The 24,043-nt window shown below is 43.8% G+C and carries 24 protein-coding genes and 1 pseudogene; 13 read left to right on the top strand and 12 right to left on the bottom strand.

Annotated elements, in window-relative coordinates; translation table 11 throughout:
• Window positions 1-29 precede the first annotated feature (29 nt).
• The 4 genes from V7201_RS03005 to V7201_RS02990 form a co-directional block, all read right to left on the bottom strand.
• Entirely contained in the window at window positions 30-362 is a 333-nt protein-coding gene (locus tag V7201_RS03005; protein ID WP_335375296.1) for a DUF3243 domain-containing protein, read from the bottom strand.
• A gap of 962 nt (window positions 363-1,324) precedes the next feature.
• On the bottom strand, window positions 1,325-1,960 hold the full coding sequence (locus V7201_RS03000) for a Bax inhibitor-1/YccA family protein (RefSeq protein ID WP_335375295.1): 636 nt from the start codon (window positions 1,958-1,960) through the stop codon (window positions 1,325-1,327).
• 48 nt (window positions 1,961-2,008) lie between these two features.
• Window positions 2,009-2,389, bottom strand: coding sequence for a large conductance mechanosensitive channel protein MscL (mscL, locus tag V7201_RS02995; RefSeq protein ID WP_335375294.1), 381 nt, complete (start codon window positions 2,387-2,389; stop codon window positions 2,009-2,011).
• Between the two features lie 210 nt (window positions 2,390-2,599).
• On the bottom strand, window positions 2,600-4,102 hold the full coding sequence (locus V7201_RS02990; RefSeq protein WP_335375293.1) for a LuxR C-terminal-related transcriptional regulator: 1,503 nt from the start codon (window positions 4,100-4,102) through the stop codon (window positions 2,600-2,602).
• Window positions 4,103-4,313: 211 nt separating this feature from the next.
• Here V7201_RS02990 and V7201_RS02985 point away from each other — a divergent pair, with 211 nt between their 5' ends.
• From V7201_RS02985 to V7201_RS02975, 3 genes are read left to right on the top strand one after another with little or no spacing between them, the layout of a single operon-like run.
• Window positions 4,314-4,886, top strand: a complete 573-nt coding sequence (locus V7201_RS02985; protein WP_335375292.1) for a DUF6230 family protein — start codon at window positions 4,314-4,316, stop codon at window positions 4,884-4,886.
• 15 nt (window positions 4,887-4,901) lie between these two features.
• Window positions 4,902-5,291 (top strand): DUF6114 domain-containing protein, encoded by a 390-nt coding sequence (locus V7201_RS02980; protein WP_335375291.1) that lies wholly within the window; start codon window positions 4,902-4,904, stop codon window positions 5,289-5,291.
• Window positions 5,292-5,303: 12 nt separating this feature from the next.
• Window positions 5,304-6,638, top strand: coding sequence for a hypothetical protein (locus V7201_RS02975; RefSeq protein ID WP_335375290.1), 1,335 nt, complete (start codon window positions 5,304-5,306; stop codon window positions 6,636-6,638).
• A 482-nt stretch (window positions 6,639-7,120) separates the two neighbouring features.
• Here the strand turns inward: V7201_RS02975 and V7201_RS02970 are convergent, their stop codons facing one another.
• Window positions 7,121-7,393, bottom strand: a complete 273-nt coding sequence (locus V7201_RS02970; RefSeq protein ID WP_335375289.1) for an acylphosphatase — start codon at window positions 7,391-7,393, stop codon at window positions 7,121-7,123.
• Window positions 7,394-7,542: 149 nt separating this feature from the next.
• A complete protein-coding gene (locus tag V7201_RS02965) occupies window positions 7,543-8,775 on the bottom strand; it encodes an aminopeptidase (RefSeq protein ID WP_335375288.1) in 1,233 nt (410 codons plus the stop codon).
• Window positions 8,776-8,985: 210 nt separating this feature from the next.
• On the opposite strand from V7201_RS02965, the gene V7201_RS02960 reads away from it, so the two are divergent.
• A complete protein-coding gene (locus V7201_RS02960; protein ID WP_335375287.1) occupies window positions 8,986-9,381 on the top strand; it encodes a hypothetical protein in 396 nt (131 codons plus the stop codon).
• Between the two features lie 114 nt (window positions 9,382-9,495).
• Here V7201_RS02960 and V7201_RS02955 read toward each other — a convergent pair whose 3' ends face one another.
• Together V7201_RS02955 and V7201_RS02950 are read right to left on the bottom strand one after the other, a co-directional pair.
• Window positions 9,496-10,770 (bottom strand): MDR family MFS transporter, encoded by a 1,275-nt coding sequence (locus V7201_RS02955; protein WP_335375286.1) that lies wholly within the window; start codon window positions 10,768-10,770, stop codon window positions 9,496-9,498.
• A gap of 128 nt (window positions 10,771-10,898) precedes the next feature.
• A complete protein-coding gene (locus V7201_RS02950; RefSeq protein WP_335375285.1) occupies window positions 10,899-12,995 on the bottom strand; it encodes a DNA topoisomerase III in 2,097 nt (698 codons plus the stop codon).
• Window positions 12,996-13,172: 177 nt separating this feature from the next.
• Here V7201_RS02950 and V7201_RS02945 point away from each other — a divergent pair.
• The 3 genes and pseudogenes from V7201_RS02945 to V7201_RS02935 all read left to right on the top strand — a co-directional run.
• Window positions 13,173-13,604 (top strand): annotated as a pseudogene (locus V7201_RS02945) (NUDIX hydrolase); the annotation flags it as partial.
• Between the two features lie 69 nt (window positions 13,605-13,673).
• Entirely contained in the window at window positions 13,674-14,090 is a 417-nt protein-coding gene (locus V7201_RS02940) for a GNAT family N-acetyltransferase (protein ID WP_335375344.1), read from the top strand.
• A gap of 86 nt (window positions 14,091-14,176) precedes the next feature.
• Window positions 14,177-14,596 carry an NUDIX hydrolase gene (locus V7201_RS02935; RefSeq protein WP_335375284.1) on the top strand — a complete coding sequence of 140 codons (420 nt, stop codon included), beginning with the start codon at window positions 14,177-14,179 and terminating at the stop codon, window positions 14,594-14,596.
• Between the two features lie 37 nt (window positions 14,597-14,633).
• On the opposite strand, the gene V7201_RS02930 is transcribed toward V7201_RS02935, so the two are convergent.
• Window positions 14,634-14,951: a YbjQ family protein gene (locus V7201_RS02930; RefSeq protein ID WP_335375283.1), complete on the bottom strand. Its 318-nt coding sequence runs from the start codon at window positions 14,949-14,951 to the stop codon at window positions 14,634-14,636.
• 157 nt (window positions 14,952-15,108) lie between these two features.
• Window positions 15,109-15,273: a hypothetical protein gene (locus V7201_RS02925; protein ID WP_335375282.1), complete on the bottom strand. Its 165-nt coding sequence runs from the start codon at window positions 15,271-15,273 to the stop codon at window positions 15,109-15,111.
• Window positions 15,274-15,397: 124 nt separating this feature from the next.
• On the opposite strand from V7201_RS02925, the gene V7201_RS02920 reads away from it, so the two are divergent.
• A complete protein-coding gene (locus V7201_RS02920) occupies window positions 15,398-16,051 on the top strand; it encodes a peroxiredoxin (RefSeq protein WP_335375281.1) in 654 nt (217 codons plus the stop codon).
• Between the two features lie 44 nt (window positions 16,052-16,095).
• Here V7201_RS02920 and V7201_RS02915 read toward each other — a convergent pair whose 3' ends face one another.
• Window positions 16,096-17,913, bottom strand: coding sequence for a solute:sodium symporter family transporter (locus tag V7201_RS02915; RefSeq protein ID WP_335375280.1), 1,818 nt, complete (start codon window positions 17,911-17,913; stop codon window positions 16,096-16,098).
• Between the two features lie 177 nt (window positions 17,914-18,090).
• Between V7201_RS02915 and V7201_RS02910 the strand changes: the two genes are divergently transcribed.
• Complete coding sequence (locus V7201_RS02910; protein WP_335375279.1) at window positions 18,091-18,465, top strand: DUF1992 domain-containing protein; 375 nt, start codon at window positions 18,091-18,093, stop codon at window positions 18,463-18,465.
• Between the two features lie 91 nt (window positions 18,466-18,556).
• Here V7201_RS02910 and V7201_RS23145 read toward each other — a convergent pair whose 3' ends face one another.
• Window positions 18,557-19,261 (bottom strand): methyl-accepting chemotaxis protein, encoded by a 705-nt coding sequence (locus tag V7201_RS23145; protein ID WP_438825010.1) that lies wholly within the window; start codon window positions 19,259-19,261, stop codon window positions 18,557-18,559.
• Window positions 19,262-20,259: 998 nt separating this feature from the next.
• Between V7201_RS23145 and motA the strand changes: the two genes are divergently transcribed.
• The 4 genes from motA to V7201_RS02885 all read left to right on the top strand — a co-directional run bounded on the left by motA (window position 20,260) and on the right by V7201_RS02885 (window position 24,028).
• Complete coding sequence (motA, locus tag V7201_RS02900; protein ID WP_335375277.1) at window positions 20,260-21,054, top strand: flagellar motor stator protein MotA; 795 nt, start codon at window positions 20,260-20,262, stop codon at window positions 21,052-21,054.
• On the top strand, window positions 21,047-21,814 hold the full coding sequence (gene motB, locus V7201_RS02895) for a flagellar motor protein MotB (RefSeq protein WP_335375276.1): 768 nt from the start codon (window positions 21,047-21,049) through the stop codon (window positions 21,812-21,814). Before motA ends, motB begins: the two co-directional genes overlap by 8 nt.
• Window positions 21,815-21,935: 121 nt before the next feature.
• The gene (locus V7201_RS02890; RefSeq protein ID WP_335375275.1) at window positions 21,936-23,156 is read left to right on the top strand and encodes an MDR family MFS transporter; all 1,221 of its coding nucleotides are present in this window, start codon (window positions 21,936-21,938) and stop codon (window positions 23,154-23,156) included.
• 716 nt (window positions 23,157-23,872) lie between these two features.
• The gene (locus V7201_RS02885; RefSeq protein WP_335375274.1) at window positions 23,873-24,028 is read left to right on the top strand and encodes a hypothetical protein; all 156 of its coding nucleotides are present in this window, start codon (window positions 23,873-23,875) and stop codon (window positions 24,026-24,028) included.
• Window positions 24,029-24,043 lie beyond the last annotated feature (15 nt).

The following is a 24,043-nucleotide window of genomic DNA, read 5'->3' as shown; positions in this document are numbered from 1 at the left end:
CTTTATGCGGGGCGATTTTTTATTGAAAACTATTCAGCCAGCTTTACAAGCATATGTGCAAGCTTGTGCTGCTCTTCTTCCGTACCGACCTTCCAAAGCTCTTTTAATAGCTGTTCCTCACGGTTGCGCGGTTCTACTTTATCAGCAAGATAGTCTGCGATTTTCTGCGCGGTGTTTGCGAGTTGTTCTTCATTTAATCCTGCCGTTTTACCAAGCTGGATTCGTTTGCTTAAATAGGATCTGAATTCATTGAAGTCACCAAGAATTTCATCAGCACGATCGCTGTCCATTCGATTAAGAGTCTCGTCCACCTTGCTAGTATCCACTTCGCCATCTTTATGAATCATATGATCTTTTTCCATGTAAAAAACCTCCTCGTAATTGATAGTTATTAAATATCCTTTGCTGGAATTGAATAAACCTAGGGGAGCACATTGAAAATAAGGATAGCTGATAATATTTTTTTGCTTACCAGCTTAATGTTCATTTTTTTTGCAAGGAGGACTTCATTAAAAAAGGTGCGAGCCATCAGGCCAGCACCTTTTTTAAGTCCGACAAACGGACGATGGGAGGAGTATTCAGTTTTTGTTATTCAATTTGCTCACTGGGGTAAATCGAACTTAAATGTATCGATTTAAGACCAGCGTGCCTTGAGACAGCAACGCAAATCTTCCTCCACTTGCTAAGCCAATGACGTATTCCGAAGTCGCCGTAAAGTTCTCCACTTTAACCAGTCCCTTCTATGTTGTTCTTGGCGTTGCTCAGGTCGTGCGGACAATTATGGAGTACTTATTCACTTACTGTTTAACCAAGTAAATCACTGGGGCCAATCGATTTTACGTATATCGATTAAAGACCAGCGTACCTTGAGTCAGCAGCGCGAATCTTCCTCCGTTTGCTAAGCCAATGACGTATTCCGAAGTCGCCGTAAAGTTCTCCACTTTAACCAGTCCCTTCCGTTATAGTAATTGGCCTATGCTCGGTTCAAATGGACCGAAGATGAAGTCGTATTCGGTTATTGCGTACTCAAAAACTCAACTGGAATGAATCGATGTTACGTCCATCGATTAAAGACCAGCGTGCCTTGAGACAGCAGCGCGAATCTTCCTCCATTTGCATAGCCAATGACATATTCCGAAGTCGCCGTAAAGTTCTCCACCTTAACCAGTCCCTTCTTTGTTTTGTATTGGCCTTGCACTATTTATATACCCGGGTGAAATGACTGAAAACTTAATAAACTCAATAAAAAAATGGTTTTTATACCTATTTATGGTAAAAAGTAAAAAGCAGCCCGGAAACGAGCTGCCTGAGTCATGCCTATTTACTAATCCCTGCTTGATAATACACCAAAGAAGCGAAGGATGTATAGGAAGAGATTGATGAAGTCCAGGTACAGGTTTAGAGCCATCAAAGGCACCTCTTCTGGGCTTACACCGTAATGCTTCATCCTGTTGATATCAAATAATATATAACCGCTGAATACAAGAATTCCAATGAAAGAATAGGCCAGCATTCCTGTCGAGCTAAGCGGCCAGAATATATTGAAGATGCTGATCGCGATTAAAGCTAGTAACGCTGCCATCAGCATTCCGCCAAGGAAGCTTAGGTCGCGCTTTGTTTTTGAAGCGTACAAAGCAAGTCCGCCAAATACCACTGTCGTTGTTCCTAGCGCGTTGATGACTACATTTGCGCCAGAGGTAGCCACATAATGGGCGATGACTGGATACATCGTCATCCCGGAAATAAAGGTGAACGCGTATAAGAACGTATACGATACGGCTTTCTTTCTACGTAAGAAGAATATGCTGATCAGCATCACAACCTCGATAATCACAAGGGGAAGGAACAGCGCAGGCGGGACAAAAACTCCGGCCATTGTACCAATAAAAGCAATTGCCAGTGAAATCGCAAACGTGCGCATCACCGATGGCATTAATTTTTTTTCTGAATAAGCGTACATTCAATGTCACCTCATAAAGTTTGTTTGATAATATATACGGTGACAGGCTCAGGAAGTTTCATTTATTCGTTTATTTTCTTTTAATAAATCGCGAATCTCGATCAGAAGCTCTTCCTTTAAGTCAGGTTTTGGCTCAACCTTCTGTTCCTCTTTCTTCTTTTTAAAACGTGTAATCAGCTTGATAAATAGAAAAATAGCAAAGGCAGTAATGAAAAAGTTTACGACAGATTGTAAAAATGCGCCGTATTTAATTACTTTATATGATAGCTTCGAAAAATCCTCGCCGAATGTTACCAATCCGACAATCGGCATGATGATGTCATTCACCAGCGATGTAACGATTTTTCCGAAAGCAGCCCCGATAATGACCCCGACAGCCAGATCCAGGACATTGCCCTTCAAAGCAAACTTCTTAAACTCTTGCCACATAAAAAAGCGGACCCCCCTAAATAAAAAATATGTCACCACCTTATATTTTGCGAGAAACATCATCAAAAATCAATACCGTCACGCTGGTGGCGGGAAAGGAGAGAGAAGAAAGAAGAAAAGTTCTTCAACGCATCACCGCGCCGGGGGTCAGACCCCCGGCGCGGTGATGCTTTAAAGTACTGGGGGTCAGACCCCCAGTGCTTTAAAGTGTTACTGTATGAGGCGCATTTTTAGGGCTTTGACGGCTGCTTCGGTTCGGTTTTTGGCGTCTAGTTTTTGGATAATGGCTGAGATGTAATCTCGGACGGTGTAGCTGCTGAGGTGGAGGGTGTCGGCTGCTTCGTTGATGGATGCTCCTTCGGCGATCAGCTTCAGTACTTCACGCTCACGCAATGTCAGGACGGCACGCTGCACGCCAAATAACTGGACCGCGTCTTCATAGTATTTGTTCAGCAATTCGCCGCCATATTGGCCGAACTTGATTAAAGCCGTCAACGTCTGATTATTGACGGTAAACGCTGTGTTTTCGCCGCGGTCGAGCAGTGCCAGGCCAATCAGCTTATTTTCGGCAGGTACATAGATTGGCAGGACGACCAGTGACTTCAAACTATATTCACGCACATATTTATCCGGCAATATTTCGGCCGCTTCTTCTATAAAAATAGGTTTAGAATGGCTGAAATGCTTCAAGTATTTTGTAAGAAGCGGAAACTCGGCTATGCTTTCCTTGATCTGCTGGACGGACCCGGTAAAGATATTATGGCCATGGACACCTACGCCGCTATGTTCACCTGGCGAATAAATGAATAAAGCACAGCGCGAAAAAGGGAGGTAATCAACCAGTCCCTGGGTTATCATCTTTACTGCGTCTGTGGCGCTCTGAGACTGAAGCAGCCTCTGCTGGAACAGCAAGGTTGAATCCTTCCATTCTAGCTCATTTTCGAGGTGATTAAGTTTCATCTGCTTTAGGTACATCTTCCGCAGCGTTTCGATCTGCTCCGTTGTAATCGTTTCGGCCTGCTCCTTCACACTGATGATCAGTGTCTCCGTTAAAACAGGAATCGTAAGAATCTGGCAATCTCCCATTCCTGGTGTCAGCAGACGCGACAATGCCAAGGAAAGATCGCCTGGCCCGTCAGACTGCAAACCCTCGCACATCCCAATCAACTGTTCGTTGACCGCAAGCTCATCTGAACAAATAACCTTGCTTACCTTATATTGAGATTTTTCAGTGCTGATGATTGCCAGCCAATTGCTAGGAAACGTCCGCAAATGGAGGATCGTATGAAGCCATTTATCATCCTGGTATTCTAGCTGCTGAGTCCTCAATACCTTATCGATTATTCTCGTAAAAAAGATCTGGATCGCCTGGTGGTCTAGGAAACTAGTATCTTCTTTTTGTTTCAGGACCTTATGAAAAAGATTTTCAACAGCGCTAATTAAAAAGATCGCATCGAAATCATCGACAAATTCGGGATATTTTTTTTGCCATTTATGGACAAGTGCCAGGATGAATTCATTTGAGGTTTGAAAAGAAGTACTGGATAAATTTTTAAAGCCAAAAGTAATCATTCCTTCAAATTCCAGGAGGAGATCATTTTGCCATGCCTTTAAATCCTTTTTAAAGTTAGCCCACTCTTTAAGAAAAGGTTTCTCGTTTTCTTTTAAAAGTAATAAACCTTTCATAGCCAAATCTTCTATTTTATGTTCCATGGGGCGGTCCTCACTCTCTTAATCCAGGTAAAAGAATATTCGTTTCAAAATTCAGATTTTTGTACGTTGATGTTTATATACCCGACAAATGACGGGGTTAACAAATTAGTTACGATATTTTCCGCGGTTATCGTTTTTATTTTTAGGGGATAAGGTATAGGAAATTGAATTAATTTTGAATTTTAAAAATATTTAAACGGAGGTGGCTTCCTTGAATGAAGCTGTCGTAATGGAAAGCAAGATTAATAAGAAAGTTTTTTGGACTTCACTTGCATCTGGAGTCCTGCTCCTTGGGCTGCTGCTTGTTTCTTTTGGGCTGTCAGGAGTAGCGTATGCCGTGCCGATTGCCGGTGTTGGCGATTTTTATGTTGAATTCGATAAGCTGCAGGGGGAAGGCTACAAGTTTTACCCGAAGATGGGGGAGACGAGCAGCTCTGATTCGGCACCTCAGGGAACCAATTTAATTGAAACCCTTACGATTGATAACCTGAAATTATACAAGGATTTTAAAGTAGGCAGTGATTGGATTCGCGTGAAAATCCAGGCCTCCAAACCTGTGCAGATTTCAGGTCTGCAGCATGACGCAGGATTGATTGAGGCGAACGCGAAATTCCAGAACCTTGCCCTGAAGGAAAATCACAGCGACGACTGGACAAAACAATTCGAACAGACATCAAGTACCATCATTCTGGAAAATGCGAAGCTAAAAACACACTACTTATTTCAGGAAACGATCAATATGGCTGGGATGAAATTAACCGTCGAGAAAATCGATAAAAAATAATCGGGGTGACGAACGATGGTTTTTAAAAAGTGGAGGCATACAAGGCCTTTTATGGGAGCAATCTTGACCGTTCTAAGCGGACTGATGATCTTATGGGTGCCGCTGAATCTATATTTGAGTACATTCCTGCCAGGATCCGTTGCAGTCATCGGGCTCCTGTTCGGAGGATTAATTACGCTGATGGGGCTGATGTCTTTCTTTTTGCCCAGCGCATCTAAAGCTTTGGGCATCATTGTCATATTCCTGTCGATTTTATCCGTAATCGGAGCACTTGGCGGCTTCCTGTTCGGAACGATTTTCGGAATCATTGGCGGTTCGCTGTTAACAGCCTGGCGGGTTGTGCCAGCAGCTCAGGTCAAAGCACCAGAAACAGACATAGCTGATCAGGCAGTCAAAACAGGGTAAAGGAGAGACAAAATGAAGTTTTCCTGGCTGGTAAAAAATAAACTGATTTTATTTACATTAAGCATTCAACTTGCCGCCCTGTCATGTTTTTCTTTTATCCATAAAGCCGGTGCCTCCACCTATGATGCTGGAGGATTCATCATTCAGGCTGACAGAGTGGTCGGAGAAAATATGAAAGCCTTGATTATAATGGGGGAGAAAGCAGGATCGGAAGCCGAACCGATGCTGCGAATCACCTATGATTCTGTACAGATTTATGGAATGAAACTGACGAAACAGCTCCAAACAGCTGGCGGCACTGTCAGTATCACGATGAAAGCGAGCGGACCTGTCCACATTAAAGGGATGCAGGTAGATACAAGTGCGATTTCATTCAAGGGTGCTTGTGTGCATGCAGCAAAATTGATGCCAAGCGCGGCGCTTGAAGATGTGACGATGGTAGCTCATTCCATGAATGCCGATAGCAGCAGCCTTGACCAGCTTCAGCTGCAAACGATTAACGGGGATGGCGGAGTCCAGAAGCCTAGTAATTTGAAAATATTACAAGATTTGAGTTCCATGCCTTTTGAGCAGATGAAGAAAGAAATTGGGAAGATTACATCTGGCCAATGGCCGTTGACCTGTGATGGAGATCTATTAAAAGACGGAAAAGTTGCGGACGGAATTGGTGATATTACGGATCCAATATTTGACGGTGTGACCGACCCTATAAGTGAAGTGGCCGATCCATTGGAGGACACGGTGGGGAAAATAACGGACCCGTTGAAAGATACCGTTGGGGAAATAACCAATCCGTTGAAAGATGCCGTCGATAAAATAACCGACCCTTTAAAGGATACTGTTGGTAAAGTGACCGATCCACTAAAGGATACAGTGGGCATAGTGACCACTCCGGTCAAGGACACAGTCGGAAAGGTAGCAGATGGAGTAGTCAGCCCAGTAATAGGGGAAGCAGATAAGGTGACCGCACCTGTAAAAGAAACGGTCAAAACAACTACTAGAACGGCACAAGCAGTTACCCAGCCTGCCGTAGAACCAGTAAAGAAAACGGTGGATCAAACCGCTAAAACGGCCTGTGAAAAGTTAGCAGAAGCTAATGGCCAAATGACGAAGGAGCTAGGCCTTGAATTGATCGACCAGGCTTTAAAAGAAAACAAAGCACTTAACGAACTGTGCCCAGAAGACGCAGCGTTGACTAAGCAGCTGGAAAACTGGACCGAAGGCATGATTGAATCACTCGGACTGCTATCGCTCTTAGGGGTAAAGCCAAGCGAAGAAGACCAGTTGAATAAGATGAAAGAGGCCATCTTAAAAGAGCCTGATGGGACTGTTATTTCATTTGAGTAGGTCCAACAATTGTAGTGAATGCAAATAACAAAAATATATCTAAACAATGTTTGCGATAAAACAAGGCAATCTCGTGCAAATAAGGTGAAGCGCTTTGTGTCCAACTGGAAAAAATAATTGATAATTTCCAGTTGGCGGGATTTCGACAAATACTCGCGGAATGAAGTGGTTTTTTTGCGGAATCAAGGTGGTTTTTCGCGGAATGATCCCCTCTTTTCGCGGAATTCTGGAAACTTGAAGCAAAGCTAAATCATAATAAACTGTATCAGCTAACAAAAGTCTAAGAGAATTACAGTGAGAAAAGCATGCAAAAGGCGCTATTAATTATGAATGTTGATTTTTGAACCATGTTGATAGTAGTAGACGGCGAATCGCCTGAAATGAACATCAACAGCCTTGGTTAATAGTGCCAAGCAAAAAAATAGAAGGCAGAGGATCGAGTTCCTCTGCCTTCTATTTTGGTATAGTGGCAATAAGCAGCCTTAGTATTTAATTGCGAAAGATCGATAGGTTTCGGTTTTTTCGGTTTCGTTTACTTCAATATGGTCTACGGTAGAGAACGGATTTCCTCTTCGTACTTCATCGATGAAACGTTCAAGATTATCATTTTCACCGGAAGCGAGGATTTCCACGCCGCCCTCCTGCAGATTTTTAACCCAGCCTGTAATGCCAAATTGAATAGCTTTCATTTGTGTATAATACCGGTACCCCACACCCTGAACATCTCCTGACACAATGATTTGTAATTGAATCAAGACGCCGCCCCCAGATAAACGATTAGGTAAACAATATATCTAATATTTTTTTTACTCTTAGATAAGTTCATTATATCACAATGGGTGGTACCGTATAGAAAAAAAACAGCTGTACCCGCTTAAATAGGTACAGCTGTTATGGATTAATTTTAGAATGCCCAATCTCCGTTGCGGAACACTGCTTCAGCATTTCCATCGGCAGAGATGCCGTCGATATCCATTTTGTCGGAACCGATCATGAAGTCAACGTGAGTAATACTTTCGTTTAAGCCATTCTCCGCCAACTCTTCAGATGACATCTTCTTGCCGCCTTCGATGCAGAAAGCATAGGCGCTGCCAATCGCAAAGTGGTTGGATGCATTTTCGTCAAAAAGAGTATTGAAGAACAGCACGTTTGATTGAGAGATAGGTGAGTTGAAAGGCACTAGTGCCACTTCACCAAGGTAATGTGAACCTTCATCTGTCGCCACTAGCTGCTTAAGGATTTCTTCGCCTTCCTCAGCTTCAACACCAACGATTTTACCGTTTTCAAACGTCAGCTTGAAGCGGTCGATGATGTTGCCGCCGTAGCTAAGCGGCTTCGTGCTTGATACATAGCCGTTCACGCCAGTTTTTAACGGAACAGAGAAAACCTCTTCAGTTGGCATGTTTGCCATGAACTCATTGCCATGCTCGTTCACGCTGCCAGCACCGACCCAGATATGCTTCTCAGGCAGCTCAACAGTCAGGTCTGTGCCTGGAGCTTTATAATGCAGCTTTTTATAGCGCTTGCTGTTCAGGTAATCGACTTTTTCATGCAAGGATGAATCGTGATCTTTCCATGCAGCAACAGGATCTTCCGTATTCACACGGACAGCTTTAAAGATCGCATCCCAAAGCTTTTGAACGCGTGTTTCAGCCGGTTCCTCAGGAAAGACCATCTTTGCCCAGCCTTCTGAAGGAGCAGCAATGACAGTCCAGCTTACTTTATCGGATTGTATGTATTTGCGGTACTTGGAAAGTGCTGTACCGGCAGCTTTCTGGAAGTTTCCAATTCTCTCAGACTTCACACCTTTTAGAAGGTCTGGACTTGAAGAAACGATTGACATGAAGGCTGCGCCATTTTCAGCAAGCTCTTCCATTTCGCGCGCCCGCCATTCCGGATACTCGTTGAAAGCCTCATCGGGTGCAAGCTCATATTTTGTTCTGGAAACGACATCATCATTCCAATTGACGACTACATTTTTAGCGCCCGCATCATACGCCTTTTTAACAACAACGCGCACAAACTCAGCAGAATCAAGTGTAGTATTGATCACAAGCGTCTGGTCTTTCTGGATGTTCACGCCAACCTTGACAGCAAGGTCCGCATATTTTTCTAAATTAGTATGAAAATCACTCATTTTTTTCGCCCCTTTTCAGAATCTTCTTTTATATTGTAACGATTTTATAGGAAAAAAGAAACTTAAGACATTCGACTAGAACAGACATTTTCATGGATCATAGAGACTTGGACTCTTTATAGAGCTACATGGTCTGTCAAACTGGAATCTAGCGGACTGTTGAGTTAAAATGATACGGTATATAAAAGGGATTCAGGAGGACTTTTTTACATGAAATACGATGTTGTCTTATTGAGGTTATCAGCCATTTACGCATTGATTGGGGCATTTTTGGGATCCCATATGGCGGGGGCAGGGGACTATGCCATCCGTCCAGTCCACGCACATATATTGGTAGTCGGCTGGTTAAGCCTGTTCGCCTTTTCAAGCTATTACCGAGCTTACGAGGTGCCAAAGACTTCAAAGCTTGCAATCTTTCATGTCTGGACAGCCATCATTGGCAGTATCGGATTGACTGTCGGCATGTGGCTCTATAATGTAAAACCATTCCCGCTGCCGGAAACATTCACGATGGTGTTTTACATTGTCGGAGGATCCACACTCTTGCTGAGCTTTTTATTGTTTGTCTTCATGACATTCAAGTATAGTGATGCTAAAACAAAATAATAAAAGTAAAACCATGCAGATGTTGAAATCCGCATGGTTTTTTTTGTTTTTTCGCAAGACATTATAAGGCTCAAGCTCCCAAAAAAAGCACAGGACCAAAATCCTGCGCTCTCACTAAACCACTTTTTCAGACGCTCTTTTATTTTCATACATCCTAAACATCACCCAATATAAGCCTGCACTAAAGAGTGCCAAAATACTCAGGATGAAAAAAGTCCAGCCGTAGCCAATCCAGACTGTCAGCGGTATGCTGATTGGCGCGATCGTTCTGCCAATCGTGTACCGTAATGAGGCGGCTGCAAAGTATTGTCCCCGCATATGCTCGGGTGCGAGATTCGAAATGAAGGTCTGCTGCAGGCCTGCAGTCATCAATTCAGCTAATGTGAAAACGGCCATCGCCGCTATCAACCCCCAAATCCAGTTAGTAGCCCCAAACATAAGAATCGCCACGGCGTAAACAATCGAAGACAGTACAAATACATTGCGTTCGCGAAAGCTTATCATCCATTTTGTTACGAAAACCGTGAAGAGGGCAACAAAAAGACCATTTTCAGAAAGGATCAGCCCGAAAGCCTGCTCTCCATTCACAGTGAAGACCTTGCTTCCGAGCTCGAACACCGTCTGATTATTGACAGTATCCTTTGTATAAACTGGGAACAACAAGTCAAGCTGCATAAAGGTTTGTGCGGCCAAAATCCCCGCTACGATAAACATCAGGAAAATTCTATCCTGGACAATGACCTTGTAATCGGCAAGCTGGTTTTTCAGGAAGTCGTACCATTTTCCATCAGCGGCCTTTTCTTTTTGAGCGGATGCCGGCACTGTTTCTCTCGTCCACTTGGCGAGAACAAGAGCGAGCAGGATCGAAATGATACCGACTGCCACCATTAATTCAAATCGGTATTTTACATAAAAAATAGCCCCAAGAATCGGGCCGACGACCACGGCGACATTAATGGATGTGTAAAAAATAGCGAAAACGTTGCTCCGGTCTTTCTCTGGCACCACATCTGCGACCATCGCCTGGCTTGCCGGCCAGTAAATGGATCCGAATACCCCGACAAGCGCAAAACAGATGAAGCCAAGCATCGGCGAGGTGTACCAGGGGGAAACGGCATAGGCAAAAACCAGGAAGGCGATGCCCTGGCCGAATGCGGAAATGACCATCATCCGTTTGCGTCCAAACCTGTCAGCCGTGTAACCTCCAAGCAAATTCGCGAAAACCGAGAAAACCTGTGAAAAAATCAGCAGGAAGCCAGCCTTACCTTTTCCAAAGCTTTCGGCAAAATAAATCGTCAAAAACGGGAAAAACATCCAAAAAGTTATATTCATCAAAGCTTCGCCAAACAGGCGGACCTTTAAATTTTGATCCCAATCTCTCAATCTCATGATGTTTCTCCTTTTACCCATCTAAATAAGTCCATCGATAATCATACTATTTAAGAGGAAGGATTTTCAAGCAACAACCTTATTTAAAAAAAGCGGCACGGGGCCGCTTTTTTCATTTTGCTGCAAGATTATTCTTTATCCTCCAGCGCTGCCTTGAGCAAGTCGCCGAGGCTCGTTCCGAAATTGGATTCAGACGGGCTGTATTTTTCCTTCAGCTTGCGCTCCTCGCGCTTGGAGACGCCTTTTTTCTTATCCTCCGCCTTTTCAACGACATTGCAGCGGCGGCATTGGAAGTAGGCGCCTGCCTTTCCATTATGGATTTCCATCCGTTTGTGGCACCCCGGGCAGCGGCGCTGTGACAGCTTTGGATCCTTGTGTTTGCGGAAGCTGCACTCAGGACTTGAACATACGAGAATTCTACCTTCTTTTGTCTTTCGTTCCTTCATGAACTCGCCGCATTCAGGACACTTCGAGCCAGTAAGGTTATGGGCTCGATAAGACTTGTCGCTCGTTTTGATTTCTGTTACAAGACGGGCTGTCTGTTCACGGATCCGCTGCTTGAATGCCTTCGGATCCCCTTTGCCGCGGGCAATTTCCTCGAGCTCTTTTTCCCATTTTGCCGTGAGCTCAGGTGAAGTCAGCTCATCGTTAACAAGGTCGATCAGCTGCTTGCCTTTTTTTGTAGGATACAATCGGCCGTTTTGACGTTCAACGACTTCAGATGAGATGATCCTCTCGATAATTTCCGCCCGTGTAGCAGGAGTACCAAGTCCGAACTTCTCCATTTTTGCAAGAATATCTGATTCAGAAAGGCGAAGCGGCGGCTCTGTCATCTTTTTATTGATGCTAACCTTGCCAACTGAGTAACTTTTTCCCTTTTCGAGATGGCCAAGGCTTTGTTTAGCTGCATTGTCATCCTCGTCTTTGCCAAGAACCTTTTTATAGCCAAGGTCAAGGATATTCGTTTCGCGAGCGGATAATGATTCACCCTCGACATCGAAACTGGCATGGATCGTCTCATATTGATATGCCGGGTAAAATAAAGCCAGGAAGCGGCGGACGATTAAATCGTACAGCTTTCTTTCATCAGGCGACAAATCAGCAAGGTGAAGCCGCTCCTCGGTCGGAATGATCGCGTGGTGGTCGGTTACTTTTTCATTGTTGAACACACGCCTTGCCAGTACTTTTCCTTTTTGTGCAAGTGCAGGTTTCGCCTCATCTTTATAACCTGACATGATTCCCTGTAGGCGGTCAGCCATCGTTGCTTCCATGTCAGTCGTTAAATAGCGTGAATCTGTCCTTGGGTAGGTGACGAGCTTGTGCTGTTCATATAATCCCTGCAGGACATTGGAAGTTTTTTTCGCTGAGAACCCAAAGCGTTTATTGGCGTCACGCTGCAATTCAGTCAAGTCATATGGCAATGGCTGCGGTTCTGTTTTTTGCTTGCGGTCGATGGACTTCAAGACAGCTTTTTTATTCATAAGCTTGTTGTAGATTTGCTCAGCCTTCTCCTGGGAAAAAATCCTCTTTTCACCATTATGCTCCCATTCCGCATTGAGGGAGCCGACCTTCGCCTGGATTGTCCAGTAATCCTTTGGCACGAACTTATTGATTTCGTCCTCACGTTCAAGGACCATAGCCAGAGTAGGGGTTTGAACACGTCCTGCTGATAGTGGATCCTTGTATTTCGTTGTCAGTGCGCGGGAAACGTTCAAGCCGATGAGCCAATCCGCTTCCGCACGGCACACAGCCGATTCGTACAGGTCCTCAAATTGCTTGCCAGGCTTCAGGTTTTTAAATCCATCCTTTATGGCACGGTCGGTCTGGGAAGAAATCCACAGACGCTTGATCGGCTTGCGCCAATTGATGCGCTGAAGAATCCACCTGGCCACAAGCTCTCCTTCACGCCCTGCATCCGTGGCGATGATGAACTCGCCCACATCCTTGCGTTCAGCAAGCATTTCAATCGCTTTGAATTGGTGGCTTGTCTGTTTGATGACCTTGAGTCCCATTTTATCCGGGATAATCGGCAGCTCCTCAAGCTTCCAAACCTTATACTTAGGGTCATAATTCTCAGGCATCTTCAATTCAATCAAGTGCCCCAGAGCCCACGTCACGATATATTGATTACCTTCAAAATAACTTTTATGCGTTTTATTGCAGCCAAGAACACGAGCCAGCTCACGCGCCACACTCGGCTTCTCCGCAAGAACTAATGATTTCATAAAATGCTCCTTTCAAAACAAAACAAAATTCCTTATGCTTAACTTAGTATAATAGAAAAAACGCACCAATGCATTAACGCACTGGGGGTCAGACCCCCAGTGCAATACCGCGTTAAAGTATTGGGGGTCTGACCCCCGGCGCGGTGGTGTGTTAAAGTGTTTGGGGAGGGTTGTTGTTTGGCTGATTATATTAAGGAGATTCGCAGGCTGATTGGGACGAGGCCGTTTATATTGGCGGGTTCTGCTGTGCTGGTTTTCAATCAGCGGTATGAGGTTTTGCTGCAGCTCCGTGCTGATACTGGCAGGTGGGGGATTCCTGGCGGAGCGATGGAGCCTGGAGAGAGCTTTCAGGAGACGGCCAGCCGTGAACTGTATGAGGAGACAGGCCTTCGTTTAAAGAACCTGAAGTTCCTGGATGTACTGGCGGGAGAGGAATATTATTTCCAATATCCGAATGGAGATGAAATATACAACGCGATTGCACTCTATGCTTCTGATGATTGGGAAGGGACCCTGCAGATGCTTGATGGGGAGAGCAAAGACCTCTGTTTTTTCCCGTTGGACAAACTTCCGCCGCTTCAGGGGAGACCTGAGCTGATTCTGAACAAAATTCGTGACTACGGCATTCTCCCAGAAATCAAAGAAATCAGCTTGGCACAAATCATCGACGCAGCCGAAGTGCTTGACCTGCAAAGAAAATCATACATAGTCGAGGCCGAATTAATCGGCACCACTGAGATTCCGCCATTAAAAGAAACGTTTGAACAGCTGCAGAATTGCGGGGAAACCTTCATTGGCTATTACATAGATAACAAGCTTGCAGGTGCCGTTTCGTATAAAAGGGAAGCTGGGACACTTGATATCCACCGCGTTATGGTCCATCCTGATTTTTTTCGAAGGGGAATTGCTGCCAAACTCATTAAACATATTGAGGCGCATGAAAAAAACACTTCTAAAACCATCGTTTCAACTGGAGCTGCAAATTTGCCGGCTGTCAGGCTTTATGAAAAACTTGGTTTCCTTCGGCAAGAGGATGCCATTGTCGGCAACGAAATTGTGATTGCCAATTTTATAAAACGTAATGACATTGGTTAGAAATCTATTCGTCAAATGAATCTGCAATGGAATTTAGCAAATACCCAGCGGATAAAGTGTGATTGAATTAGATAGAAGGTGCCATAGTGAAAAATGAAAATCAAATGATCTTTGTAGTAAAAGGTGTAATTATAAATGCGGGGAAGGCATTGATTCTAAAAAGGTCTGAGGATGAAGCAGTAGGTGGCGGTACCTGGGAGAATGGTGGAGGCAAGATCGAGTTTGGCGAGGAACTGGAAGCAGCATTGAAACGGGAGGTAAAGGAAGAAACCGGCCTGGATGTCAATATAGAGAGAATTTTATATGCCACTACGTTTAAAACAAGCCCAACAAGACAGATTGTCTTACTTACATACCTATGCACAACTGATGGAACCGAAATCAGCTTATCAACGGAGCATATGGATTATTTATGGGCATCGGAAGATCAATTGAAAGCCAGGCTGCCACAAGAGATCCTAACAGATTTCGAACGAAATGATGTATTCTCTGTCATGAAAATGTGATTAAAAAAGACCAGGCGAATAGCCTGGTCCAACCTGATTATTCTTTAACATAAACAGCGGTACCAGTAGCGATGCACATCATCATGCCTTCTCGAAGCGTTTCAAAATCAAGGTCGACAGCAACGACAGCATTAGCCCCCATTCTGCGCGCTTTGTCCTCCATTTCACGGATGGCGATTTCGCGTCCCTCGGCTAGCTTATTTTCATAAGCGGAGCTCCTGCCGCCAATTACATCTGTGACACTTGCTAAAAAGTCGCGGACCACGTTCGCTCCCATAATCGCTTCACCGGACACAATTCCTAAATACCGTTCAATCTCTTTTCCCTGCAAAGTCGGTGTTGTAGTTACAATCATCTTTAACTCCTCCTTCTTAAGTAGGCTCTTTTCGTTTATAAGTACCCTTTCGAAAATAACCTTTAGTACTTACATATACGATACCCTTTTAAAAAAGTTTCAAATTTAATCTCCAGCAAAAAAAGAACCCGGCGATATGCGCCAGGTTCGGTTCTTCTTAAACTTCGTCTTCCTCTACGCGATTTTTAAAAGCTTCCTGCACGACCAGGAATTCTTCATCTTCCTGTGCTTCTGTCGCAGCGCGCTTTGCTTTTTCTGCACCTGCAGGGAAATTGCCTGGATGGCTTTTATTCTTATGGTTGAATTCTTTACCTCTGCCCATCTTGAAACCTCCTTTCTTGTCACAAGTAGTTTTTCCTGATGGAAGCTGAAATATAAAAAATCAGTTCTTGGACTGCTGCATATACATTGTATAGATAGAAATTTCTTGAAAGGAGGTGGCTGCAATGGATAAAAAAATCTACGTCAAGGATTTATCTCCAAGCCAAAATGTTTTTTGTGCAACTCATGGTGACAATGCACCGCTTTTTACTGCAGAAGCAGTGATTAACCGGACAATTACCCAGATGAATTTAGAGGATTATAAAGGCAAGTGGGTCATTTTATTTTTTTACCCTAACGATTTTACACCTGTTTGACAGACAGAACTGGCGGCGGTCGCCGCTGTTTATCCACATATAAAGGCTATGAACGCTGAATTGGTTTCAATCAGTACTGACAGCGTCCATTCGCACAAGGTATTTCTAGAAACCTCTCCACCCTTGAAAAATGTTGCCTTTCCCATGGCCAGTGACAGGACACATATGATCAGCAGAGCCTACAGGGTACTTGATGAAACAACTGGGGAATCTTTCAGAGCATCGGTGTTTATTGACCCTGAGCAAATAATCAGAGCGAAGCTTGTATATCCTCGTAAAATTGGCCGTAATCTGCCAGAGCATGTTCGGCTGTTGCAAGCACTGCTTTATGTAAAACAAACAGGGAAGGGCATTCCGGCGAACTGGATGCTTGGCCAGCAGGCCTTCAATACGGATCAATCGAACATCGGGAATGGATCAGGGCCACCAGTAAATCAGCGCAGGTACGGTGACATTTATTAGACTAAAACGGCCTATTAGAAAATCTAATAGGCCTTAAGATTTGCTTATAATTCAGTCGTTCTTGGATTTAATTTCGCGGTTTTATTTTTACCTTTGAGCATCTGTGGTGCCGAAACATTCTCCTTCTGCAAATACCCAGCATAAGATTTGTTCCACTTTTTAATAGTCAGAATGGAGAGGATAAGTGTTACTGCCAGGATTCCAACAATGGCCGGCCAGAATGCGTTCGAAACAAATCCACCTGCATAAGCAAGTCCGATCGGTGAGAAAATGACATAGATGATCGCCACAAGTGCCAGCAGTACGACAGATAGTGGTAAGGAGTATTTCCAAGGAACCATGTTAACGACAGCTTCTGAACGGAACGTATATGGTGTCGTTCGCGGCTTCCAGTAGCCGATGGCAATCATGATCACAACTTCAGCCACGAACAGGATTGCATAGATGTGGATGAAGTGGATCGGGACGGTAATATTGAATAATTGCTGTGTACCCCAGATCAGCATGTAATAAGTGATGACGTGGAAAATGATCACCACTTTTGCAGCAAGAGCCGGGACTCGTTTTGTGAAAATGCCTACGAGTAAAATGGCGATAATTGGAATGTTGAAGAAGCCGGTAAATCTTCTGATCAAATCCCATAGACCTTCAGGGGCATTCATCAGTAATGGAGCAATACATAGAGAAACCACTGCCAGCAAGGTTCCGGAAATTTTACTTACAGAGATCAATTTCTGATCATCTGCCTCAGGATTGAATCGTGCTTTATAGATATCGAGCGCAAACATGGTGGCAGCGCTGTTTAAAAGAGAGTTGAATGAGCTTAAAACGGCACCAAGCAGGACTGCCAGGAAGAAACCGGACATCGACGTTGGCAATACATCTGAAATTAACGCCGGATACGCTAGGTCAACTGATTTGAGATTGCTGCCGTACATATGGAAGGCAATGACGCCTGGGATCATCATTGCTAAAGGCACCAATAATTTATAAAATCCAGAAATGATGACGCCTTTTTGGCCTTCAGCAAGGTTTTTAGCCCCTAATGTCCGCTGGATAACATATTGATTTGATGCCCAATAGAATAGGTTGGCAAAAATCATTCCTGTAAAAATCGTTCCAAAAGGCACCGAGTCTTTTTCTGTGCCAATTGAATTCAATTTTTCAGGATGAACAGTTGCAATTTCCTTCATTCCACTGAACATATTTCCATCACCAAGTGCAATCAAGCCAAGAATCGGAACAAGCAGCCCGATGATAATCAAGCCAATCCCGTTTAATGTATCCGAAATGGCAACAGCTTTTAGTCCTCCGAAAATGGCATAAACAGCCCCGATAATGCCGATAATCCAGATGATGATCCAAACGGAAGCCTCATAGGAAATACCGAAAAGTTCCGGGAAATTGAACAGCTGCAAAACAGCAAGAGCACCAGAATAGAGCATGGATGGTGCAGTAACGAAGATGTAACCTAACATGAATAAAAGAACAGTATACTGTCTGACGCCTTCGTCAAATCGCTTGCTCAAAAATTCGGGGAGCGTTGTGAAATTGCCGCCTAGATATTTTGGCAGCAAGTAGATGGCCATGATAATAATGGAGAACGCTGCAGTAACCTCCCACGCCATGTTTGACAAATTTGTCCGATATGCCTGTCCATTCAATCCGACAAGCTGTTCAGCTGAAAGGTTTGTAAGCAAGAGAGAGCCGGCGATGAAACCGCCAGACAAACCGCGTCCTGCCAGGAAATACCCCGCAGAGTCACTAACCTCGCCCTTCGTCTTCACATAAGAATACCACGCGACCAGCCCCATGAAAAAAGTGGCTGAAATCAATGTAAAGCCAATACCCCCAAAGTTCATTAACAGACACCCCTTATTATGTAATGGTAATATATGTTGTTTAATATCCTGCTCGCTAACTTGCTAAACCTTTAACGCGGTAAAATGTGAAACTCCAAACTTTATAATTAGGAAAAAATGGGAGAAAATAATATAATAATAGTAATAAGGTGAAATTGAAGGACTGGAGTGGTTCTGATGGATTTTTCATTTGTTGTTTCAGAGGACAGGATTAAGCGAGCCTATAGAGATGGGGAATTTGATAACCTTCCTGGTTATGGAAAACCGCTGAATCTTGAGGATTTATCTGCAGTGCCAGAGGAATTAAGGATGGCCTACCAGCTGCTGAAGAACAGCGGATTCTCTCCTGAGGGAAATAAATTAAGGCAAGAAGTCATGACAATTGAAGATTTGATCCGCAAATGTGAAAATCCAGAAGAAAAAGAGCAGCTCAGCCAGCAATTAGGCCAGAAGCTCCTGAAGTACAACAAACTCATGTCAAGCAGAGGCGGCACCACCAACTCATCCGTATTCAAAAACTACGAACGCAAAATCCAAAACAAACTACTTTAACAAGTTAACGCGCCGGGGGTCAGACCCCCGGCGCGTTAACGTTTTAAAGCACTGGGGGTCTGACCCCCAGTGCAGTGGTGCGGTGATGTGTTTAGGTGCCGAGTGTTTTGATTTTTTCGGCTGCTGTTGCTGTTTGGTTTACGTATGCAGCGATGGTTTGGTTGTCATCGTTGAGTGTTTCGATGGTTGCGTTCATTTCTTCGAGTCCTGCTGTTGCTTGTTCGATGATGGCTGCAAGTTCTCGAGTCGATGCTTCGACGTCGCCAGACTGGTGTTTCACGTCACTTACCGTTAATTCGAACTGATCAAATTGATTGGTAAGCTCGCGCAATGTGCTGCTGACTTCAAAGAAGAAGCCAGAGACTTCGTCTACTGCTGTTCTGCTTTCTGCAAGCTTTTCACTGCTGTCATTCATTTTCTCAAAGGCAGCCGAGTTTGTTTCATTAACAGCGGCAAGATTTTCAGTGATATGCAATGCTGTTTCTTTTGTCATTTCAGCCAGTTTGCGAATTTCGTTGGCCACCACGGAGAAGCCTTTGCCAGCCTCGCCAGCGCGTGCTGCTTCAATTGAAGCATTCAACGCAAGCAGATTTGTTTGCTCGGTGATATTTCGAATATTAACGATGAAGCCGTTTGTTTCCTCAATCTTTTTTGTCAGCATGGAGAATGTTTCGCTAAGTTCAGAAATCGATCCGGCAAGCTCTTTCATGTCTCCCTGCAGTTCCCCGATCTTAAGCGAGCCGTTTTCAGATGCCTTGGCAGCCTGTAACGTATTATCAGAAAGCAGCACGGACATCTCGGACATTTCGTCCATTCGTTGTCTCGTCATTTCTGCATTTTCAGAGATTTGGCTGATTTGTTCTGTCTGAACTTGGCTTCCAGCTGAAATTTCGTTTACTGCTATTTTCATTTCCGTTTGAGATGATAAATGGGTTTGAATCTGGCCGTTTATTTTACCAAGACTTTCAGTCACAATGAGAAGCTCATTATGCAGCAATGAGCTGTGCTCCTCTTTACGGGCCTTTTCCTTTTCTGAATCTGCCAGGAATGTCTCAAGAGACTTGTAGGTGTTCCGGTTCAAGCGAATCAAAACGAAAAGCACCACACCTAACAAGATGTAACAAAGAAGGATGGCTGCAAAGGTAGTGCTTAAAAAGTCTTTATTTTCCGATGCCATTAGCGTGTTCATAATGACCGCTGCTAAGCCTAACGTAAATCCAACAGTATATATCTTGGCATCGAAGTGAATGGCCGCGAATACAGACAGGAACAGCAGGACAAGCAGGAATGAACCGTTGCCCCCGAACATGCTGATATACAGGAAATTATGAATGTAGATAACAGCAAGGGCTGCATAAGGATAAAACGATTCTTTCTTAAGCCATACCTGCAGAAGAATATAGGCCAGTACAAAAAATAGCAGCTCGCTCGCATATATTGCAGTTTTTTGAAACGCTTCTTTTTCAATGACGGTGTATGCTGTTGTCGCAAGCATTGATACGGAGTAGGTGCTGAGCATCAAGGTGTTTTTCTTTCTCGTATCCTGCCTGCGGAGATTTTCAATAGCCTCCACAATGAATCCTCCTCTGAAGATAAGTGTCTTTACATATGTTATATCGGAATAAAGTTTCCTATTATTAATCTCATAATATAAAAATATTTTTAACGATCCATTTTGATAAAAACCTCACTTACCTCTTAAAATTTTCGAGATTGTGTCGAAATAAATAGAGATACTTTTACAGTCAAAAGTTCGACATAGAAATAGATGCAAAGCAGACAGGGGAGTCGTAAATGGATAAGTCATCGATCATTGGTGTCATTTTAGCGATCATTGCGGTAGGAGTGGGGATGGTCTTCAAAGGAGTAAGCCCAAGTGCACTCGTGAATCCAGCAGCAATCTTGATTATCATTGTGGGAACAGTAGCAGCTGTCACAATAGCATTTCCAGCAAATGAACTAAAAAAAGTGCCTAAGCTTTTCGGGATTTTATTTAAGGAAAAAGAAACAGTGGATCTTCCGGCTTTGATCCGATTATTCTCTGAATGGGCCCAGCTAGCCAGAAAAGAAGGTTTGCTGGCGCTAGAAGCTAAGACAAGTGAAGTAGATGACGAGTTCTTGAAGAATGGCTTATCGCTTGCAGTCGATGGACAAAGTGCAGATTACATCAGAGATGTATTGACTGAAGAAGTGGAAGCCATGGAAGAGCGCCATTTATCAGGTGCAGCCATTTTCACACAGGCTGGCACATATGCCCCTACACTTGGAGTACTTGGCGCAGTTGTAGGTTTGATTGCAGCATTAAGCCATATGGATAATACGGATGAGTTAGGAAGGGCGATCAGTGCAGCGTTCGTAGCGACATTGCTTGGTATTTTCACCGGGTATGTTCTTTGGCATCCATTCGCAAATAAATTGAAGCGCAAATCGAAGCAGGAAGCAAAAGTGAAATACATGATGATTGAAGGAATTCTATCAATCCTTGAAGGCGAAGCGCCAAGAGTGATCGAACAGAAGCTTGCCTCATATCTGCCGGCAGGCGACCGAAAACGAATCCTTGAAGAAAGCAGTGTGGCGAAGGATGAGTAGGAGAAAGAAGAAGGAGCATCATGAGGACCATATGGATGAATCTTGGCTGATTCCTTATGCCGACTTGCTCACACTCCTGCTGGCGCTGTTTATCGTTTTGTTTGCGATGAGTTCTGTTGATGCCGTGAAATTCCAAATGCTTTCAAAAGCATTTAACGATGTGTTTTCAGGAGGAACGGGCGTATTTGAATTCCAAAGCCCGATGCCAGAAGGACAGATGGAATCACCTGATGAACGAAAAGAAGATGTAGAGAAGAATGATCAGCAGGCTGAAGCAGCGAAGGATCAAATGGAACTGATGGAGCTGCAAAAGAAGGTCAATTCGTATATTGAGGATAAAAAGCTTAAAGATAAGCTTAATACCTCTTTAACAGATGAGGGACTGCTTTTGACGATAAGGGATAATGTCCTGTTTGAATCGGGCAGGGCGGAGGTTCGTACTTCTGATTTGAACATCGCGAACGAAATCGCTGATTTGCTGATCATGGAGCCTCCGCGGAATATCATCATCAGCGGCCACACAGATAATGTCCCAATCAAGAATGCCCGTTATGAATCAAACTGGGAACTGAGCGTCATGCGTGCGGTAGAATTCATGAAAATCATACTGAAAAATGAAAAGCTTGACCCGCGCTGGTTCAGTGCAAAGGGATTTGGCGAATTCCAGCCAGTGGCTACAAATGAAACAGCAGAAGGAAAAGCTAGGAACCGAAGGGTAGAGATTCTAATCCTGCCTCGAACAAGCAATAATCCAGAGTAATAGGAAGGCCGTCATCATTTAATGGATGACGGCCTTCCGTTTGAAAATTTTATTTTTATGCTATTTTCATAATTTTGGATTTTTGCTATGATTTAGGAATCTAACTTAAGAGGTAAATAATATGAATAAAAAACTTAAAAGCTATTACCGGCAATTCCACCCGATTGTCTGGGTTCTGCTAAGCGGGACAGTGCTGGCGAGGGGTTCAGCATTCGCCACACTTCCGTTCCTGGCCATTTATTTATCAAGAAATCTGGATTTACACCCTGTGTTGATCGGTATAACCATTGGAATCAGTCCCTTGTCCGGAGTGATTGGGGGGTTTATAGGAGGGCATTTGTCTGATCGTTTCGGACGCAAGCCTGTTATGATTGGTTCACTCTTATCAATGTCGCTTATCTATTTTGGTTTTATGGTTGCGGAAACTCCGGCATGGTTCATTATTTTAAATGCCATGAATGGACTCTCTGGATCATTTTTTGAGCCGTCAGGGCAGGCCCTGATTGCGGATTTGACGGAAAAAAGCAAGAGAATGCGGGCCTTCTCATTACGCTATACGGCTATAAATATTGGTGCTTCCGTCGGACCACTGCTAGGCGCTTATCTTGCCGTTGTTTCAGCAAAGTCAGCCTTCATGGTCACTGGGATCATGTACTTCATTTATCTATTGATCTTTGCGGGAATGATGAAAAAGTACAATGTCGGCAATCCAATCAGTAAGGGGGCAGCCAAGGTTACCATTGCCGGTTCTTTAAGGATTATTGGAAAAGATAAAGCCCTGCTATATTTAGTGCTGGGAAGCATCATTATCAATTTCGGATACTCGCAAATTGAATCCAATGTGCCTCAGTACTTGCAATCTTCGCTTGCGAACGGAGTCTTTGTTTATTCAGTTATGCTATCGATAAATGCAGTTATGGTCGTGATTCTGCAAATGCCACTCAGCCATTTCGCAGAACGCTTCAAAACGATGCAGGTCATGATGGCTGGAGCCGTCTTCCTGTCTGTTGGGATGCTGACATTTGGATTTGTTTCTGGCTGGTACACTGGCATTCTGGCTATTTTGTTCGTAACAATAGGAGAAATACTGATCTTTCCTTCGAGCAGCTATCTCGTTGATCAGCTGGCCACAGATGAATTGAGAGGGACATATTTTGGGGCAGCACAGTTCCGCAAGCTCGGCCATTTTATCGGACCGATTGTGGGTGGATTCTTATTGAAGGAGGCTGGCGGCATTGTATTATTTCCGGTCATTGCCGTTGCAGTGCTAGGAAGCATCTTATTCTTTGTACAGGGGAACAAGGTATTTGTGAAAACTTCCCCAGCTATTGTAAAAAATTAATGTGAAAAAGCAGGATTCGCTGGAATCCTGCTTTTTCTCTAGCCAAACTCAAAGAATCAAGTTTGGCTACAGCCTTTTGTATATAGTTGATCTATAAAACTAGTCTGTTGATTTCCGTTCCAGGCGCTTCGCTTTCCGCGGGGCTGGCGCCTGAGCCTCCTGTCGCTTCGCTCCTGCGGGGTCTCACCTGTCCAGCTGCGCCCGCAGGAGTCTGCGCACCTTCTACTCCAATCAACAGGGTTTCAATAACTGATCTGTGATCTGTATCTATGTCGACAAGCTGAGCAGGATTCGCTGGAATCCTGCTTTTTTGGTTTCTAAAAAAGAAATTACTGTTCAAATTAAAATTAATAAATCATTCCGCTTCCTGCTCAACGGGATCAGGCTGGCACATCTTATCCACAGTGAATCCAATTATAAGCATCATCGCGATTGGAATGGAGAAGTTTAAAATATGAACAATCATCATGTCCATGTCCTCCTAATGAATTGATAAGTCTTGCATAGTATTTACATTATATTCTTTTTGTCACAAAATAGACACAAATATATGTAAAAATTCAGAAGATTATAAAATATAATTCTTTTCCTCATTACTCTTCCCATTCTTGCTGGAAACCGACTGGATAACTTCAACATTTCCCCACAATAATTTCAAGTTTCTCTCACAATTATTTGCTAGTTTTAAAGTGGACCGTTTTTGAGGGAGGGCAGCCATGAAGTCTTACAAGCTGGCGGTCAAATTGGCATGGTTTTATGTCTTGTTTTTTGCCTTGGGACATGCCAATGAATCGGCCCGTGTACCTTTAAGACTACGGCGGGCAAGGATCAGTTCGAAAAAGGAAATTCAATGCGAAAACATCCTTTTATAAAGTTGTGTATATTCT

The organism is Bacillus sp. JJ1122 (assembly GCF_036964885.1).
GTDB lineage: Bacteria > Bacillota > Bacilli > Bacillales > Cytobacillaceae > Mesobacillus.
This window is presented reverse-complemented; position numbering and strand designations above follow the sequence as displayed.